The sequence below is a fragment of the Neobacillus drentensis NBRC 102427 genome (assembly GCF_001591445.1).
Classification (GTDB): Bacteria; Bacillota; Bacilli; order Bacillales; family Cytobacillaceae; genus Neobacillus; species Neobacillus drentensis.
Genome location: NZ_BCUX01000073.1, coordinates 1 through 17,749 on the forward strand (window position 1 = coordinate 1; position 17,749 = coordinate 17,749).

Here is a 17,749-nt window from a genome sequence, read left to right on the forward strand (position 1 = left end):
TTCGCCTTCCCTTTGATTAATTGTTGGAACGAGGAATAGGCAAATCCTGAAAGCATTCGGGCATAGGCTGTACCCTTTTCACGGAGCTGTGTCTTTTTCTTCGAAAAATCCAGTTTCTCGATTTGAACATCTTTTTGCACCAAAACGGCGTAGTCGAGAATCTCCTTTAGTGCATTACTTATAGAAGCCAGAATCTGTTCTTTTCTTCGGCTATACATGGGTACTTGGATGTTCCAGTGTTTGATGGGGTTTCCAAACCGATCAATTTCGCAAACAGAAAGGAACCCCGCATTCACATCAATGCCGATGAGTCCGTTGATGTTGGATGTGCCTACGTTAGGAGTTTCCCTTTCCACGGTTGCGTTAACATACCATCCTTTTTTCTGTTTGATAAAACGATAGGTGATCGATGAATAATATTTTTGTGGCCGTCCACTTCGGGTATGACCCATATGAGGAACCTTCGCCTTGTCTAACCATTCTTGCCCGTAGGGGAAATTGACTTCAGGAAATTCAACATACTTCCCATATTTGTCTACAAAGTAATTCGCCACGCGCAATCTCAGGGTATTTTTCAAATCATAGGTGGCTGTCTGATTTCCAAGGGTTTCATCCTTGGAGCCAATCACTAAAAATTGTCCACTTCGGGCTTCAAGCCAATCCGTTCTCCATTCTTGATGATCCTTATATTGATTTTCCTTCAGGTAGAATTGTTTGTGAAACAGCTTCTTCGAGCCAAAACAAATGCGAATTTTGTTATTTGACTCATCCAACTTTAGTTTTTCAATTTTATGTTGGAGATTTCTTAACCTGCGTTTTTTTTGATGGAGGTAAAATTTAAGGTTTCGAAATTTCTTTATTTTTTTAGAGAAAGACGAATGGGTTTGTGGAATTTCTTTGAGTTTTTGATGAAGTTGATCTTTTTGGGTGGTTTTCTTGGCGAGAATTTTCTGTAAGTAAACCGTTTTGGATTCTAATTCCCGTAATTCTAGTTTTCTTTTTTCAATAAAGGAAGAAACCTTTCCGTCAAGCTGCATTCTCAAGGAATTGAATTGACGAGCTGTGATCCTAGATTGAGTTAGAAAGGTCTTTTTTAAACTCGAGGCCGGAACACCTTTTATGTGGGACTGAACAAAAAGCTTTCGTTCCAGCCTGCTAAAGTATTCTGCATACTCATGAAGGTACATGTATGATGAGAGTCCATCATGTAGTGAGAAGTTTATTAGTTTCGTTTGGTAGGTTTGTATCATTTTTGTACCTCCAAATAAATATAAGAACAATCGTTCGTAAATATATTATCTTACTTTCTGAGCTCTCTTTCAAGTATTAAATGTAAAAATTTACAAAATAATACCATTGTCTATTGTTGTCCACTATAGTCTACGTTTTTTGAAACTGTTCCAAGCCCTTTTGTTTTTGCCTTAAAATATCTTTACCATTTATTAACCATAATGAAATGGTTTAGAAAACATAAACTAAGCTTGTACATTACTTGGAAGGAGGATTCTTGTGCGGGCTGTTCTAATCATCGCAACCTTTCTCTTATGCTTCACCAGTTCATTCGCAGTCAGGGATGCGGAAGCCAAAACAAACGAATCTGATCCATATCAAGAAAGAATGAAGCTTTATAAGAAGGTTGAAACGGTTACCCAGATTCCCTGGTATTACTTAGCGGCTATTGATCAATACGAAAGAAGTATCCGTCAGGTCCGCCGAGACCTACCTAAACCGGACAGCGTAATCGGCATCTATTTTCGGCTGGAAGAATGGGCAGGTCTTACTAATCCAAATCCTTTGGCAGAGAACCCGGCAATCATTCAGTTTTTTGATGGGAAGGGTGTGGACGGGGATGGAGACGGAAAAGCAAGTCTTAAAAATGATGAGGATGTCCTGTATGCATTTGCCAATTATCTTCTTTCATACGGAATCGATCATGATAATATAAAAATCGGCTTATGGAATTACTATCATCGCGATAAGACAGTTAGTATCATTGCCGGGAAAGCAAAAATTTATCGTCATTTCGGCCGGATTGATTTAGATTCACAAGTATTTCCAGTGCCAATCCGGAGCAATCATAGCTACCGAAGCACTTGGGGATCTGCCCGCGGCTGGGGCGGCCGAAGAATTCATGAAGGCACCGATATTTTCGCAGGCTACGGAGTCCCCGTTCGCGCGACGAACTATGGAATCATCGAAATGAAGGGCTGGAACAAATTCGGCGGTTGGAGAATCGGGATTCGAGATATCAATAATACCTATCATTATTTTGCCCATCTCAGCGGTTTTGCTAAGGATTTAAAAGTCGGCCAAATTGTTGAGCCGGGAATGGTGATTGGCGGTGTTGGAAGCTCTGGTTACGGCCCGCCAGGCACGTCTGGTAAGTTCCCTCCCCATTTACATTACGGGATGTACAAAGATACCGGTGTGACCGAGTGGTCCTTTGACCCCTATCCGCATTTAGCCAAATGGAAGCGAATGGAGCGGATGAATGTTCGCAAAAAATAGGACTGTCCATGGCGGATAGTCCTATTTTTTATTGCTCGATTTTTCCTGAGTCTGTTTTTTTTCCGGAAGCTGTATGGATGGACTTACTCCGCCGCCATTATTATAGAATTGTGGGACATCTCCTTGGATGAGTGAGCCGTCCACTGGAATGCTTTGGGTAAGCTTTGTTATTTTCGTAGCAAATGGGGTGATGATTTGGACAGACACTTCGATGTGAATGGAAACATCGACCCAGGTATTATTAATCCCAATATCTTTCGTCTCGATTTTAACATCTGGTTCCACTTCACCAATCGCATGAAATTTTACTGGGATTTTCGGACCAATGTTCCCCAGTAAGGAGATATTGGTTGCTTGACCTAAAGGAACATACCAAACAATCCCGTCTTCCTTATCCGAATTATACGTTTCAATTTCTACATCTGTTAACTGCTCTAACGAAGCAAGATCCCCTTTTTTAGCTGCTTTTAAGTTTTTTTGAATTTGCGCGGTGGTTTCCGCTAAGACCCGGTTTATATAAACGGTATTAAGTTTTACGTTGGATGCCTTGCCATTTTCACTTGGTAAAATAACAATGACATCATTACCCTCACCCGTATCCGTCGTCCGTTTGGTAATGGCCTTATTAATAACGAGGGAGGCAATATTGCGGGTTTCGGAAGTAGCAATTCTCATTAATGTTGGCTCAATCCCCTTATTCACGAGCCATAATCCAGTGGCAGTTGAAAAAAGAAAAAAGACAAACGTTAATAACATCACGTAACGGAAAGGCAACGGCCCCTTCTTCGGAGGACGTCTGCGAAACTTCGCCAAAAAAATCACCCCTTCAAGCTAAATGTATGCTTGGAAAAGGGGAACTAGCCCAAAAAAAGCGAAGCGTCTGGAACGGAAATCAACAGCCAAATATAAAAAAAGCCCGCATGGAGCAAGCTTTTTAAATCATTCTTAACAAGGCATCTTTACCAATCATGCCTTGGTGGATCCCTAACGCCTCTGCCTCCCATGTTACCGACTCTAACGGTGCATTTAGAAGCTGTTCAATCGTCCTTACTCCAACAGCACGGCCGGCAATGATCTTGCGGTCCTTAAGTTTTTCATTTAATAAACCGACATCCAAGGCTCCGCACATGATATATCCCTTATCGTTTGATACCGCAAGCAAGGTCGTTTTCGGAAGCAAAACGGAAACTGCCAAAAAGGTATGGCCGTTTATTTCAATTGGTGAAAGCTCAATCAAATGGTCCACACTCCTTTCCTCTCTATCACTTTATGATTTGAGGGGAAAAAGCGTGTTACATGCCATCGCTACTTTTGTAACTCCCATTTTAATATATCCCGAAGAAATTCCGGCAAGAAATACTTCTTTTCTTTTTGAGGAAGAATGTCTTTGAAAAAGTGACCAAATGTAAACATATCCGGAAGGGCTAACGTATAAATTTTTTCATAATCCACTTCCGTCCCATTTATGAAAATGACTTCCTTGTGATGGATGATTCGGTCAAAGACAAATACCCCTAGGAGAGTTCCTCTAAATCCAAGCCCCTTGATATGCTTATGTACCAAACCCTCATCTTTTGACTGCCAATAAATCTCTTCTATTTCTTTTCCCGTTAGTTCGACCACACACGGATTAATTGGATGGGGACAGATTTCAAGCAAATCGTAAACAGTCACCTCACCGGATACCCCCCCTAATAGGAGCCCTGCATTAATCATCGCACAATCCGTGTTACACCATTCCCTTAATGCCCTGCAAAGCAGCAGTGAAAACTCCGTTTCATGGAAAATATCACTAGTGAGCGGATTAGTTAAGGTAGTCACTTTTTGATTTAATAGGGCTTTTCCTTTGTTAAAATAAGCGTCGCTTAGTTCTTGCTCATGATTTAGAGCGGGAAGCTCTTTACTATCATATAGAATAGCTTCCTTCGCGGTAATGATTTTTTGTTCGTTTAGGTTGAGGGTTACTTCACCGACAAAATACCCATATTTACCCGCCGCTCCAAGGAGTGTCCTGCCCACTAGCTTTCCTTTTTCAAGGTAATGATGGGTATGTGAACCTAATATAACATCTATATCAGGAAATTCAGCTGCTATGGATTCGTCCACATTAAGTCCGAGATGGGAAAGTAGAATAATTACATCTGATTCTGCTTTTACTTTTTCAATCCATTTTTTCAGTTCTTCAATTGGCTCTGTCACTTTCCAGCCCAGTAAACCATAAAGATGTGCAAACGGCGCCGTTAAACCGATGACACCCACCCTTGTTCCCTTTTTCGAATGATAGATCTTATATGGCTTTACCCAGCTTGGGCGGCTTCCATTTTGCTGAAAAAAATTCGCTAACAGAACGTCAAACTGAGCATTTTCATAAAGTTCATTTAAGTCTTCAAAGGGAAGGTTAACCCCTTCATTGTTTCCAATCGTTACAGCGGTAAAATGACTCTCATTTAAGAGATCAATATTCCCTTTTCCTCTTGTCGCTTCTGTGAAAGGATGCCAGCGATCAATAAAGTCACCGATATCAAATAGAAATACATCCTCATCATTTTGGTGATGCCTCTCTTGTTGTTCTGCTAGAAACTGTTTAATTCGCGGCCAATTTTCTAAGTGGCTGTGTATATCGTTTGTATGATAAATATGTATAGTTTCCATTCTCTACCTACCCAAAGATTCCTTGATAAATTAATCGGATTCCTACAACAATAAGAATCGTCCGTAAAATTAACACAATCGTTTTACTCTTAAGTTTGGTGTTTAAAAAGACCCCTACTTTAGCTCCAATCCACGCCCCAGGGACCAAGGCCAGCGCATAAAGCCAGTCCACATTCCCTAAAGTAATATGTGTAATCGAGCTCAGCAAGGATGTTGGTAAAATCATAAACATCGAGGTGGCCGTTGCGACATGGGGCGGAAAGAAAAATATCAAAATCATCGTTGGGACCATTAATGAACCGCCGCCGACACCAAAAATTCCTGATAAAAAGCCCACTATAAAGGCAATCAGGACTCCCACAATTGGGTTATATCCATATTCAAAGGTTTTACCGACATTATCGGTAAAAGTTCGAATAATCCCCCGGTCCTTCCGATAAGGTATAGGCTTTAACTTGTCCTTAAGCAGCAAAATAATCGAAATAAAGATAATAAATAGTCCGAAAAAAATATTGAAGGTTTTCATATGTAAACCTTCAGTCACCCATGCACCGAGAATACTACCCGGGCCACTTCCGATTAAAAAAATCAGACCACTTTTATAATCAATTGTTTTGTATTTCATATACGCTAAGGTGGATGACAGGCCAGTAAAAATCATCGTAAAAAGGGATGTCCCTACTGCTACCTGTGGTGTTATATGTCCAAAGGCTGGCAGGGTGGATAAATAAAGCAACGAGGGAACAATGACAATTCCTCCGCCTAATCCTATGAGCGAGCCAAGAGAGCTTGCGATAAGACCGATAAAAACGATTAAGATCCATTCCATGTTTTCTTCTCCTAACTGTTTATAGTAGATCCAACTGGCGTGGAGCAAGCCCCTTGTATTCGAGATGCAAAAGTTTGATCATTTCCTTTGCATTATCTGCCGCATCCCCGCCAGAGTTGTTGTTAAAAAGGAGATAGATATCTTTAGTGTCCTTAGCTAACTTTTGAATCGAATCCGCCCATTCTTCTAGTTCTTGTTGATTATAGCGGTAAAGATAGCGAACCTCACGCCAATCCACTCCTGTTCGTTTTTGCCAGCCATGGACATTGCGTCCGTGAAAACGGACAAGAACCTTCTCTGGGGTGGTGGACTGTAATATTGTTGGAATGCTGCCTTCTCCAGATTGTGGTTCATCGCAAATACTATGGATCCAGTTTTCTTCGGTCATAAATTTCAGTGTTTTCGACCGAAACTGAGGCGCGAACCATGATTGGTGTCTGAACTCTAATGCACAAGGGAGGTCACCCATTTCATGCTTGCACCATCTTAAGTATTCGACATTTTCTCTCGTACACGTAAACCATGGTGGAAATTGAAAGAGGGTCATTGCTAATTTATTAGTTTCTATGTATGGTTCGAGCGACTCTTTAAAGGCTCTGAACATCGCTTGTTTATTTTCAAACGGAATTTCCCCGCGCATATGTCCAGTCATCCCTTGGTAGGCTTTGACGATAAACTGGAAACTGGGCGGTGTTTCATGGACCCACTTTTCTGCATTCCTTTGAGGCTGAATCGCATAAAAGGCGGAATCAACTTCCACGATGGGAAAATGGCTTGCATACACCTTTAACTTGTCCCGTGAGGATATTTGACCTGGATATAAGCTGTCATGATCACCCCAGCCTGTTACGCCGATATAAATCAAAATACTCACCTCCAACTATTAATAATAGCATATCCATTTTTCGATGGGTGCGGTAGATATTTAGGTGAGAACGACAATTTCATGGCAATTGAGGGTAGTCGCAAGTGGCATGAGCTTATCCGCAAATTGGCGGCACTCATCCGCAAGTTGGTGGATCTCATCCAAGAGTAAGCCTAATTTTCAACGCAAAAACCCGCCTGCCAACAACGGCAAGCGGGATTTTTTATCAAAAATATTAACCGATGGAGCCTTCCATCTCGAACTTGATGAGACGGTTCATTTCCACAGCGTATTCCATTGGTAATTCTTTCGTAAATGGCTCGATAAAGCCCATGACGATCATTTCGGTTGCTTCCTGTTGAGAAATACCACGGCTCATTAAGTAGAAGAGCTGCTCTTCAGAAACCTTCGAAACCTTCGCTTCATGCTCGAGGGAGATGTTATCGTTTAAGATTTCATTGTATGGAATCGTATCTGATGTTGATTTGTTATCCATTATTAATGTATCACATTCGATATTAGAACGTGCCCCGTCTGCCTTACGTCCGAAGTGAACTTGGCCGCGATAAGTTACCTTACCGCCATGCTTAGAAATGGATTTAGAAACGATCGTTGATGATGTATTTGGTGCTAAATGAATCATCTTTGCACCCGCATCCTGGTGTTGACCTTTACCTGCAATCGCAATTGAAAGTGTCAAACCACGAGCGCCCTCGCCTTTTAAAATAACGGCTGGGTACTTCATTGTTAATTTTGAACCGATGTTTCCGTCAATCCATTCCATAGTCGCGTTTGCTTCACAAACCGCACGCTTTGTCACAAGGTTAAAGACGTTATTCGCCCAGTTTTGAATGGTAGTATAACGGCAGTAAGCATCTTTTTTAATGACAATCTCAACAACCGCACTGTGCAGGGAGTTTGTTGTGTACACTGGTGCTGTACAACCTTCTACGTAATGCACATGTGCGCCTTCATCAACAATGATTAATGTCCGTTCGAATTGGCCCATGTTTTCAGAGTTAATGCGGAAGTACGCTTGTAATGGTGTATCTACTTTCACACCTGGTGGCACATAGATAAACGAACCGCCTGACCAAACTGCTGAGTTTAGGGCAGAAAACTTATTGTCAGTTGGCGGAATGGTCTTTCCAAAGTGTTCGCGGAAAATATCTTCATTTTCTCTTAATGCTGAGTCTGTATCCTTAAAGACGATCCCTAAGTCTTCAAGTTCTACCTTCATGTTGTGATAAACTACTTCAGATTCATACTGGGCAGATACCCCGGCAAGGTATTTTTGCTCAGCTTCTGGAATCCCAAGTTTATCAAAAGTAGCCTTGATTTCTTCAGGTACTTCATCCCATGACTTCTCAGATTTCTCAGATGGTTTTACATAATAAGTAATTTCATCAAAGTTTAATGAGGACATATCGCCGCCCCATTGTGGCATTGGCATTTTGTAAAAATGCTCAAGCGACTTCAAACGGAAGTCTAACATCCATTGTGGTTCGTTCTTCAATTTAGATATTTCTTTTACGATATCAGATGTTAAACCACGCTTAGATCGGAATATGGAAACGTCTTTATCGGCAAAACCATATTTATAATCACCGATTTCCGGCATTTTTTTCGCCATCGTCGTGTTCCTCCATTTCTTAAACGAATAAGGCCTAAAAATGCCTTATTTCATCCTATTCTTTTTCCTCTTCTTTTAGGCTCTTTTCCATGGCTTTCCATGCTAGAGTCGCACATTTGATGCGGGCTGGAAACTTACAAACACCTTGTAGCGCTTCAATATCACCTAAATCAAGGTCGTCTTCGTCGTAATCTATTCCCTGCATCATGTCAGAAAAGATCTTCGCTAACTTTAACGCTTCTTCGATTTTTTTTCCCTTAATTGCTTGCGTCATCATCGAAGCAGATGACATTGAAATCGAACAGCCTTCCCCTTCTTGCTTTGCGTCGACGACAATTCCATTTTCCACTTTTAGGGTCAATTGAATGCGGTCCCCACAAGTAGGGTTATTCATATTAATGGTATGGTTGCCATCCTCTAAAACACCGCGATTACGCGGATTTTTATAATGATCCATAATCACCTGACGGTAAAGTGTATCTAAATTATTAGAAGACATCGCTGAAATACTCCTTTGTTTTTACAAGTCCTTCAACAAGTTTATCTATATCATCTTCTGTATTATACAGGTAAAAGCTGGCCCGTGCTGTTGCTGACGCCTTCAGCCATCTCATTAACGGCTGGGCGCAATGATGGCCGGCACGAACTGCAATACCTTCAGCATCAAGCACCGTTGCTACATCATGGGGATGAACATCACTTAAGTTAAAGGTGATTAATCCTGCCCGCTTCGCTGCATCAAGGGGACCGTAAATGGTCATTCCTTCAACAGTTGACATTTTTTCTAACGCATAGGCAGCAAGTTTATGTTCATGCTCGGCAATTTGGTCTAAGCCAACTTCATTTAAAAAGTCGATGGCAGTTCCAAGGCCAATGGCGCCTGCAATGATCGGTGTACCTGCTTCGAACTTCCAAGGAAGCTCTTTCCAGGTTGATTCTTGTAATTGTACAAAATCAATCATTTCACCGCCAAATTCGATTGGCTCCATGTTTTCGAGAAGATGTTTTTTTCCATAAAGAACGCCAATGCCGGTCGGACCGCACATTTTATGTCCTGAAAAAGCAAGAAAATCACAATCTAGATCTTGAACATCAATTTTCATATGCGGAGCACTTTGCGCCCCGTCAACAACCATAATTGCCCCATGATCATGGGCAATTTGAGCAATTTCTTTGACCGGATTGATGACACCAAGAACGTTGGATACTTGCATAACAGAGACGATCTTTGTGTTGGCTGTAATGGTTGCACGTACATCATCGAGTGAAATCGTTCCATCTGCTTGAAGTGGAATGTATTTCAACTGGGCGCCTGTACGTCTGGCCACTTGCTGCCATGGAATGATATTACTATGGTGTTCCATATACGTAATGACGATTTCATCGCCTGCTTTTAAATTTGCTGCCGCATAGCTTGCAGCCACCGTATTAAGAGACGTTGTCGTTCCTCGTGTAAAAATTACTTCTTGAGTGGACTTGGCATTGATGAACTTACGAACCTTTTCTCTTGCACCTTCGTAAGCATCTGTTGCTCTTGTTCCTAGTGTATGCACACCACGGTGGACATTGGAATTAATTTCACGATAATATTTTTCAATAGCCTCGATTACTTGGAGCGGCTTTTGTGATGTTGCCGAACTATCCAAGTATACCAATGGCTTCCCATTGACCTCTTGATCTAAGATTGGAAATTGACCACGAATATCTTGGATATTCATTAGCGGACTTTCCTTTCAATTACCTCAGTTAACTGTTTCTTTACTCCTTCAATTGGAAGTTGATTAACAACTGGTGCAAGGAAACCATGAATAACTAATCGTTCTGCTTCTTCTTTGCGAATTCCGCGGCTCATCAAGTAGTAAAGTTGAACAGGGTCAACTCGTCCGACAGATGCTGCGTGACCAGCTACGACGTCATCTTCATCGATTAAAAGGATCGGATTGGCATCGCCACGTGCTTTTTCACTTAGCATAAGAACTCGTGATGTTTGTTGTGCATCTGATTTCGATGCACCATGCTCAATTTTACCAATCCCATTAAAAATGGATGTAGCACTTTCTTTCACAACACCATGATTTAAAATATTCCCGACTGTATGTCTACCGAAATGAACAACCTTTGTCGTAAAGTTTTGCGTTTGCTCGCCACGTCCGACAGCAACTGTTTTAGTATCTCCAATAGAACCATCGCCAAGGAGGTTGGTTGTGTTTTCCGAGATGGTATTTCCCTCATTCATTAAACCAAGGGCCCATTCAATTCGAGAATCTCGTCCGGCAACTCCGCGGCGATTCACATAGGTAGTAATTCCCTTAGCTAACGTATCAACCGCACCGAATTGCACGCGTGCATTCACATTTGCAATTACTTCCGTCAGGATATTGACTAAGGTATTCGATGTTTCCATCGTTGAAAAATAATTTTCTACATAGGTTACTGAACTATTGTCGTCTGCGACCACAATGACATGGTTAAACAAGTTAGCTTCAACGTCATCATGTACATAGACTGCCTGAATCGGTTCGGAAATTTCCACGTTTTTCGGAATATATAAGAACACTCCGCCATTTACTAGTGCCGCGTTTAGAGCTGTTAAGCGATGTTCATCGGCATTGATGGCTTGTGTCATATAATACTTTTTCAATAAGTCGCCATGCTCTTTTGCTGCAGTAAATATATCTGTAAAAATAACACCTTTGCTCTTTAGCTCTTCTGATAAAGTCAAAAAGGCAGGAGTTTGATTTCGCTGAATATATAAATTTTTATTATCTGTCTCTAAGTCAACTAATGCTTTCACTTCTTCCGGTAATTCTAAAAGTGAAGGATAGGCTGAACTTTTTACAGTATGCTGAGTGAATTGAGTAAAGTTCCACTTATCAATCTTTGTTTTGTCCGGTCTTGGCATTGGCAGTTGGTCGAACTCAGCTAATGCTTTAAGACGAAGCTCTTCAAACCAAGCAGGCTCGCTCATTTCTTTTGAAAAGGAGCGAACATTGTCCTTATCAAATGGTAATTTGGTTTCAGTTGTCATTGTAATCCTCCTAACCCTCTCTTACGCTTCTTGCCCAACTGTTTCATCTTCAATTCCAAGTTCTTGTTTGATCCAGTCATATCCTTCAGCTTCTAAGCGTTGTGCCAATTCTGCTCCGCCTGATTTTACTACACGGCCTTGCATCATTACATGCACATGGTCTGGAGTGATATAGTTTAAAAGTCGTTGATAGTGTGTAATGACTAAGCAGCCGAAATCTCCGCCGCGCATTTGATTGATCCCTTTTGATACGACCTTCAAGGCATCGATATCTAGTCCGGAGTCAATTTCATCTAAGATAGCAATTTTTGGTTCTAACATCATCAATTGCAAAATTTCATTCCGTTTTTTCTCACCGCCGGAGAAACCTTCGTTTAAGTAACGTTGAGCCATATCAAGGTCCATTTCAAGGTATTCCATTTGTTTATCCATTTTGCGGATAAATTTCATTAATGAAATTTCATTTCCTTCACCAAGACGGCTATTAAGTGCTGAACGTAAGAAATCGGCATTTGTTACGCCGTTAATTTCACTAGGATATTGCATTGCTAGGAATAGACCCGCACGTGCACGCTCATCTACTTCCATTTCCAAAACATTTTGTCCATCTAAGGTAATGGTTCCGCTTGTCACTTCATATTTTGGGTGTCCCATAATTGCTGAAGATAAAGTAGATTTACCTGTTCCATTCGGGCCCATTATTGCGTGGATTTCTCCACCTTTTATTTCAAGGTTCACACCTTTTAAAATTTCTTTCCCATCAATTGCTACATGTAAATCTTTGATCGTTAACGTTGATCCAGCCATATCTATACCTCCAAAGAGAAAGTGTTGTACATTTAGATTGAGTTATTCAATAACTCTATTCTCATTTTATTCTCATTCCAATCTTATAACAAATGAAATGTATTAGCAACTCTAAAACAGTAAAAACAGTCCATCTATTTTCATTAAGCTTGTTTCAAATGAGAATGCAAAGTGATTTTTTATGAAAATTCTGACTGATTCTATTTAAATAAATAGCACTCGATTAAAATCATACCCTATTTTTTTGCAATTTGCCAAGATAATTCACGTCATAAGTTCCTTCTATTTTTACCCAGGATGACCGTTTAAATGTATAGCGCTTTTCGCCAACTCCATAGAAAAAGCCAGTGTATAGACACTGACTTTCTTCCTATTTATTAGTTTACTCAGAAACTGGTACAACGGCACCTTTGTATTTATCAAGAATGAAATCCTGGATTTCTTTTGATTGAAGTACTTCTACAAGTGTCTTGATTTCTTTTCGGTCTTTGTCCTCTGAACGAACGACCACAAGGTTTGCCGGTACAACGTCATCGCCTTCAAAGGCAATTCCATACTTTCCAATGTCAATACCGCCTTCTAATGCGTAGTTCGTATTAATAACGACCGCATCACCTTCACCGCTATCGAAAGAAGAAGCTAATAATTTCGCTTCAATTAATGTTGAGAAATCAAGGTTCTTTGGATTTTCGACAATATCCTCTACTCTTGCACTCGCGCCAACGCCTTCTTTAAGCTTAATTAAACCTTCTTTTTCAAAAATAGGTAAGATACGTCCATGGTCACTTAGTGAATCACTCATAATAATTTTTGCGCCTTTTGGAAGGTCTTTTAAGCTTTTGTATTTTTTAGAATAAATTCCGATTGGTTCCTTATGAATTCCACCAACACTTACAAAATCAAAGTCCTTATTTTCCTTCATTTGTAGGTCTAAATACCCTGGTGTTTGAAAATAGTTTGCGTCGAGTTCTTTATCCCTTAAAGCAACGTTTGGCAGGATATAATCTTGAAAAACTTTGATTTCTAGATCAATGCCTTTTTCCTTTAATAAAGGTTTTGCTGCTTCTAGCACTTCCGCATGCGGTACAGCAGATGCACCAACGACTAATTTCTTGTTTCCATCTTTTCCAGCCTTATCTGCAGTATCTTTTTTAGTACCACCACATGCTGTTAGGGCAAATGCTAATAATGCAATGACAATAAAACCAAATGCTTTTTTCATAACCTAAACTCCTCCTGTTATCGTTTATCTGTTTTCTTTGTAAAATAATCTCCAATAAATTGGATGATAAAAACCAAAATTAATATCGCAATCGTCGCCACTAACGTGACAATTGGTCGATTGCGCTGAAAACCTTCAAGATAGGCAAAATGTCCAAGTCCACCCGCTCCAATGACCCCAGCCATTGCTGTAAAGCCGACGAGCGAAATTGCTGTGACTGTAATTCCTGAAATTAATGCCGGCAATGATTCCGGTATTAATACTTTAAAAATAATATGACCTTGTGTTGCTCCCATCGATTGCGATGCCTCAATCACACCTTTATCAATTTCCCTAAGTGCAATTTCTACCATTCGCGCATAAAAAGGGGCTGCACCAATAATTAGGGCTGGCAGGGCCGCATTTGCCCCAAGCATAGTTCCAAGCAATAATTTTGTAAAAGGAATTAATAAAACAATTAAGATTATAAAGGGAATAGATCTGAAAATATTAACAAAGCCGGCAATAACAACATTAACAGACCGATTAGCCCATATATTACCTTTATCTGTTAAAAATAATAGCAGACCGAGGAATAATCCCAATATAAAAGTCGTAAACACTGAAATGGAAGTCATATAAATGGTTTCACCTGTTGCTTCCATTAATTGATCCCACTTTACCATTTCCATAAAATCAGCCATTACTGATCACCTCCACGCCGACTTGCTGTGAGTGAATATAATCAATGGCATTCTGTATCTCGCTTGCTTGTCCATCCAAGTGAATAAATAATGTTCCGTATGATCCGTTTTGCGTGTGCGAAATTTTCCCTTGAAGAATATTGACAACCACATCGAAATTCCGGATAACATTTGTGATTAATGGATGTTCGGTAGCTTCTCCAATGAAAGAGAGCTGAACCACTTGACCATGCGGATAAAGTTCGAGCAGATGTTGAGTTGTTTCCTTCGTTTCTTCCGGTTCCGTTACCTGCTGGACAAATCGCTTTGTAATCGGCTGCTGCGGGTTTTTAAACACATCCAACACCGGACCAAGCTCAACGACTCTTCCGCTTTCCATTACTGCCACCTGGTGGCATATTTTACGGATGACATGCATTTCATGGGTAATCAAAACAATCGTTAAACCAAGCCGTTTATTAATATCCACTAACAATTCCAAAATAGAATCCGTAGTTTGCGGGTCTAGTGCTGAAGTTGCTTCATCGCAAAGAAGCACTTTTGGATTGTTAGCGAGTGCCCTCGCAATCCCAACACGCTGCTTTTGTCCACCGCTCAGCTGGGACGGATAGGCATTTTCTCTGCCCTCAAGGCCAACTAATTTAATCAGTTCACTCACTCTTTTTTGTCGCTCCGGACCTTTGATACCTGCGATTTCCAAAGGAAAAGCGATATTTTCACTCACCGTCCTCGACCACAGTAAGTTAAAATGCTGGAATATCATGCTGATTTCCTGGCGTGCTTTTCGAAGTTCAGCACCCTTGATTTTAGAGATAACACGATCTGCAATTGTTACGGTTCCGTCGGTTGGCAGCTCCAGTCCATTTAACATTCGGATTAAGGTACTTTTACCTGCCCCACTGTATCCAATCACCCCGAAGATTTCACCCTCTTGAATTTCCAGGTTCACATCATCGACGGCTCTTAGCTGCCCCTGTTTAGAAGGGAAAATCTTCTGGACATTTTTTATTGAAATCACTGGAATCACCTGCTTTTTATTCAATTTACCTAACATTCTGAAATATTTTTATTGTAGTACACCGCTTAAATATAATATAGGATTTGATTTTTATAACAAAAAGATTCTATCTTAATAAAATAAAAGGCCTTTCTGCATAGGCAGAAAGGCATCATTAAAAATAATCCTTTCTCCCATCTCCCAAAGCAATCGCTTTGTGTGAATTGGCACCATTTCAATAATAACTATTGACGGTTGCCGGGCATCATCGGGCACATCCCTCCACCTCTCTTGATAAGAGCATCAAGTATCCTATATTCAATTAAAACGTTAATTTGTTTAAGTAAATTATATTACGAGAGCAATCGTATCACGTATAAAAAGAGGTGTCAATGAAAATATCTTCATATTCGGAAAAATAAGTTTTGGTAGCTTTTAGGCATTTACCTTTAATGAAGTTTCACCCGTTGCAGCCAAAATAGCTGACTCAAGATCTTCGATTAGATCCTCAACATTCTCGATACCGATGGAAAGGCGAATCAAATCCTCTGTTACTCCTGCAGCTTTCAGGCCGTCAGCATCTAATTGCTGATGGGTGGTGCTTGCCGGGTGAATAATTAAACTTTTTGCGTCGCCAACATTTGCAACATGCGCCCAAAGAGTAATCGAATCGATTAATTTGGCCCCGGCCTCTTTACCGCCTTTAATCCCGAAGACAACCATAGAACCTGCACCTTTTGGCAAGTACTTTTTAGCTAATTCAGAATCTGGGTGCGATGGGTGACCAGGATAAGAAACCCATTCCACAGCCGGATGATTGGTTAAATATTCAACCACTTCTTTAGTATTAGCCACATGCTCCTTCATGCGGACATGAAGTGTCTCCAGACCAAGGATAAACTGGAAGGAATTTTGCGGACTTAATGCCGGTCCTAAGTCTCGCAGCAATTGGACACGGGCTTTGATAATATAGGCGATTGCACCTAGTGCTTCTGCATAAACTAGGTCATGATAGCTTGCATCTGGTGTGGTGAAGCCAGGGAATCGTGGTGAATTCCAATCAAACTTCCCTCCATCAACAATAATTCCACCTGTTGTTGTTCCATTTCCTAGGAGCCATTTAGTGGCGGAATGAATGACAATATCTGCACCATGTTCAATTGGCCGGCACAGGTATGGTGTGGCAAAGGTATTATCAATAATTAGTGGAACGCCTGCCGCATGGGCAATCTCGGCCACTTTTTCAATATCAAGAATGCGCAGGCTTGGATTACCAATTGTTTCTGCAAAAACAGCCTTGGTTTTATCGGTAATTGCCGCGCGGAAGTTTTCCGGATTTTCAGGGTCTACAAATTTCACTTTAATCCCGTATTTAGGTAGCGTGACTGCAAAAAGATTATAGGTTCCGCCATAGAGATTGGAAGCAGACACAATCTCATCACCTGCTTCGGCAATATTTAAAATGGCAAGGGTAATAGCTGCCATCCCGCTAGCAACTGCTAGGGCACCGACGCCGCCTTCCAATAATGCGACTCTTTCTTCAAAAACGGTAGTAGTAGGATTGTGAATTCGTGTGTATATGTACCCAGGCTCCGCTAAGCTAAAAAGGTTTGCCGCATGCTCGGTATTCTTAAATTGATAGGCATTGTTTTGATAAATCGGAACAGCACGAGCTCCTGTTACCGGGTCTGGAGATAAACCACCATGAACACTCAAGGTTTCAAAACGATACTTTTTCTGATTTTCACTCATACTACTTCCTCCTCTTTTACAATTCATTAAACAAAACCCCCGCTTCATAGAAGAGGGGGGTCTCTCTCCTCATCTTCCAGAGCTTTGATGCTCTGCTGGATTTAGCACCGTGTTAGTGTGTTAAAAAACCGGTTGCCGGGCTTCAAAGGGCCAGTCCCTCCGCCACTCTCGATAAGATGTTTATTGAATTGTTTTTATTATTAGATTATTTATTTACCTAAAACTTTACAACAAGTTTAATTCCGAGTCAATAGCTTTGATTAAATAATATTTGCAAAATTTTTCTGAGCCTTTGTCAAATAGAAAATTGATTCTAGTAGTAATGTAGTGCGGATGGGAGCGGAAATAGTTAATTGACCGTTTCGTTCAAGAGTTCTTAGTCTTTCCTTCCCTTCAAGCAGCTGCTTGATTGCCTGAGGGTCCCCACAGATTTCAGGAATATTTTGTGTCGCATCGCTATCATGAAGAATGAAAATCTCATTATTCTTTATAAAGATTTGAATGGTTGTTAGTTCACTAACTAAATTGACTCGTAAATCGATATGCTCCAGTAACGGCAGAATATGCCCTTGCTGTTTAATCTCTAATTGAAACGCTTTCAGTTCTTCGATCATTTCCACCACTCCGGTCTGCTCTCTTATATTAACTATACAGGAGCGGGACATGAAAACATCTATAAAGTAGTCGACAATTATCTGCTTTTTGGGACCAGGTTAGGCGTGATTTCCCGAGAAATATGTCGGAATGGCTCAAAAAAAAAAAAAAAAAAAAAA

The 17,749-nt window shown here is 40.7% G+C and carries 17 protein-coding genes and 2 riboswitches; of the genes, 1 reads left to right on the forward strand and 16 read right to left on the reverse strand.

Annotated features, from left to right (window positions below):
• On the reverse strand, positions 1-1,250 hold a 1,250-nt coding region (locus tag BDR01S_RS22450), incomplete at its 3' end, for a hypothetical protein (protein WP_066363342.1).
• Positions 1,251-1,509: 259 nt separating this feature from the next.
• Between BDR01S_RS22450 and BDR01S_RS22455 the strand changes: the two genes are divergently transcribed.
• Positions 1,510-2,508: a M23 family metallopeptidase gene (locus BDR01S_RS22455; RefSeq protein ID WP_082797547.1), complete on the forward strand. Its 999-nt coding sequence runs from the start codon at positions 1,510-1,512 to the stop codon at positions 2,506-2,508.
• 21 nt (positions 2,509-2,529) lie between these two features.
• Here the strand turns inward: BDR01S_RS22455 and yunB are convergent, their stop codons facing one another.
• The 15 genes from yunB to BDR01S_RS22530 all read right to left on the reverse strand — a co-directional run bounded on the left by yunB (position 2,530) and on the right by BDR01S_RS22530 (position 17,590).
• The gene (gene yunB / locus BDR01S_RS22460; protein WP_066258589.1) at positions 2,530-3,321 is read right to left on the reverse strand and encodes a sporulation protein YunB; all 792 of its coding nucleotides are present in this window, start codon (positions 3,319-3,321) and stop codon (positions 2,530-2,532) included.
• A 121-nt stretch (positions 3,322-3,442) separates the two neighbouring features.
• Positions 3,443-3,745 carry a YunC family protein gene (locus BDR01S_RS22465; protein WP_066258591.1) on the reverse strand — a complete coding sequence of 101 codons (303 nt, stop codon included), beginning with the start codon at positions 3,743-3,745 and terminating at the stop codon, positions 3,443-3,445.
• Between the two features lie 68 nt (positions 3,746-3,813).
• On the reverse strand, positions 3,814-5,160 hold the full coding sequence (locus BDR01S_RS22470) for a bifunctional metallophosphatase/5'-nucleotidase (protein ID WP_066258594.1): 1,347 nt from the start codon (positions 5,158-5,160) through the stop codon (positions 3,814-3,816).
• Positions 5,161-5,167: 7 nt separating this feature from the next.
• Positions 5,168-5,989 (reverse strand): sulfite exporter TauE/SafE family protein, encoded by an 822-nt coding sequence (locus BDR01S_RS22475; protein ID WP_066258596.1) that lies wholly within the window; start codon positions 5,987-5,989, stop codon positions 5,168-5,170.
• 19 nt (positions 5,990-6,008) lie between these two features.
• Entirely contained in the window at positions 6,009-6,854 is an 846-nt protein-coding gene (locus BDR01S_RS22480; protein ID WP_066258598.1) for a DUF72 domain-containing protein, read from the reverse strand.
• A gap of 235 nt (positions 6,855-7,089) precedes the next feature.
• The gene (gene sufB, locus BDR01S_RS22485) at positions 7,090-8,487 is read right to left on the reverse strand and encodes a Fe-S cluster assembly protein SufB (RefSeq protein ID WP_066258600.1); all 1,398 of its coding nucleotides are present in this window, start codon (positions 8,485-8,487) and stop codon (positions 7,090-7,092) included.
• A 55-nt stretch (positions 8,488-8,542) separates the two neighbouring features.
• Positions 8,543-8,986 carry a Fe-S cluster assembly sulfur transfer protein SufU gene (gene sufU / locus BDR01S_RS22490; RefSeq protein WP_066258601.1) on the reverse strand — a complete coding sequence of 148 codons (444 nt, stop codon included), beginning with the start codon at positions 8,984-8,986 and terminating at the stop codon, positions 8,543-8,545.
• Positions 8,976-10,205, reverse strand: coding sequence for a cysteine desulfurase (locus BDR01S_RS22495; protein ID WP_066258603.1), 1,230 nt, complete (start codon positions 10,203-10,205; stop codon positions 8,976-8,978). Before BDR01S_RS22495 ends, sufU begins: the two co-directional genes overlap by 11 nt.
• On the reverse strand, positions 10,205-11,515 hold the full coding sequence (gene sufD, locus BDR01S_RS22500) for a Fe-S cluster assembly protein SufD (RefSeq protein WP_066258605.1): 1,311 nt from the start codon (positions 11,513-11,515) through the stop codon (positions 10,205-10,207). The genes BDR01S_RS22495 and sufD overlap by 1 nt, the downstream gene beginning before the upstream one ends.
• A gap of 21 nt (positions 11,516-11,536) precedes the next feature.
• Positions 11,537-12,322: a Fe-S cluster assembly ATPase SufC gene (gene sufC / locus BDR01S_RS22505; RefSeq protein ID WP_066258607.1), complete on the reverse strand. Its 786-nt coding sequence runs from the start codon at positions 12,320-12,322 to the stop codon at positions 11,537-11,539.
• Between the two features lie 382 nt (positions 12,323-12,704).
• Positions 12,705-13,544 carry a MetQ/NlpA family ABC transporter substrate-binding protein gene (locus tag BDR01S_RS22510; protein WP_066258609.1) on the reverse strand — a complete coding sequence of 280 codons (840 nt, stop codon included), beginning with the start codon at positions 13,542-13,544 and terminating at the stop codon, positions 12,705-12,707.
• Positions 13,545-13,561: 17 nt separating this feature from the next.
• Entirely contained in the window at positions 13,562-14,227 is a 666-nt protein-coding gene (locus tag BDR01S_RS22515; RefSeq protein WP_066258615.1) for a methionine ABC transporter permease, read from the reverse strand.
• A complete protein-coding gene (locus BDR01S_RS22520) occupies positions 14,220-15,281 on the reverse strand; it encodes a methionine ABC transporter ATP-binding protein (RefSeq protein WP_418303032.1) in 1,062 nt (353 codons plus the stop codon). The genes BDR01S_RS22515 and BDR01S_RS22520 overlap by 8 nt, the downstream gene beginning before the upstream one ends.
• Positions 15,282-15,415: 134 nt before the next feature.
• Positions 15,416-15,525: riboswitch (SAM riboswitch) on the reverse strand.
• Between the two features lie 134 nt (positions 15,526-15,659).
• Positions 15,660-16,976, reverse strand: coding sequence for an O-acetylhomoserine aminocarboxypropyltransferase/cysteine synthase family protein (locus BDR01S_RS22525; protein ID WP_066258616.1), 1,317 nt, complete (start codon positions 16,974-16,976; stop codon positions 15,660-15,662).
• A gap of 66 nt (positions 16,977-17,042) precedes the next feature.
• A riboswitch (SAM riboswitch) is annotated at positions 17,043-17,154 on the reverse strand.
• Positions 17,155-17,236: 82 nt separating this feature from the next.
• Positions 17,237-17,590 carry a hypothetical protein gene (locus BDR01S_RS22530; RefSeq protein WP_066258620.1) on the reverse strand — a complete coding sequence of 118 codons (354 nt, stop codon included), beginning with the start codon at positions 17,588-17,590 and terminating at the stop codon, positions 17,237-17,239.
• Positions 17,591-17,749 lie beyond the last annotated feature (159 nt).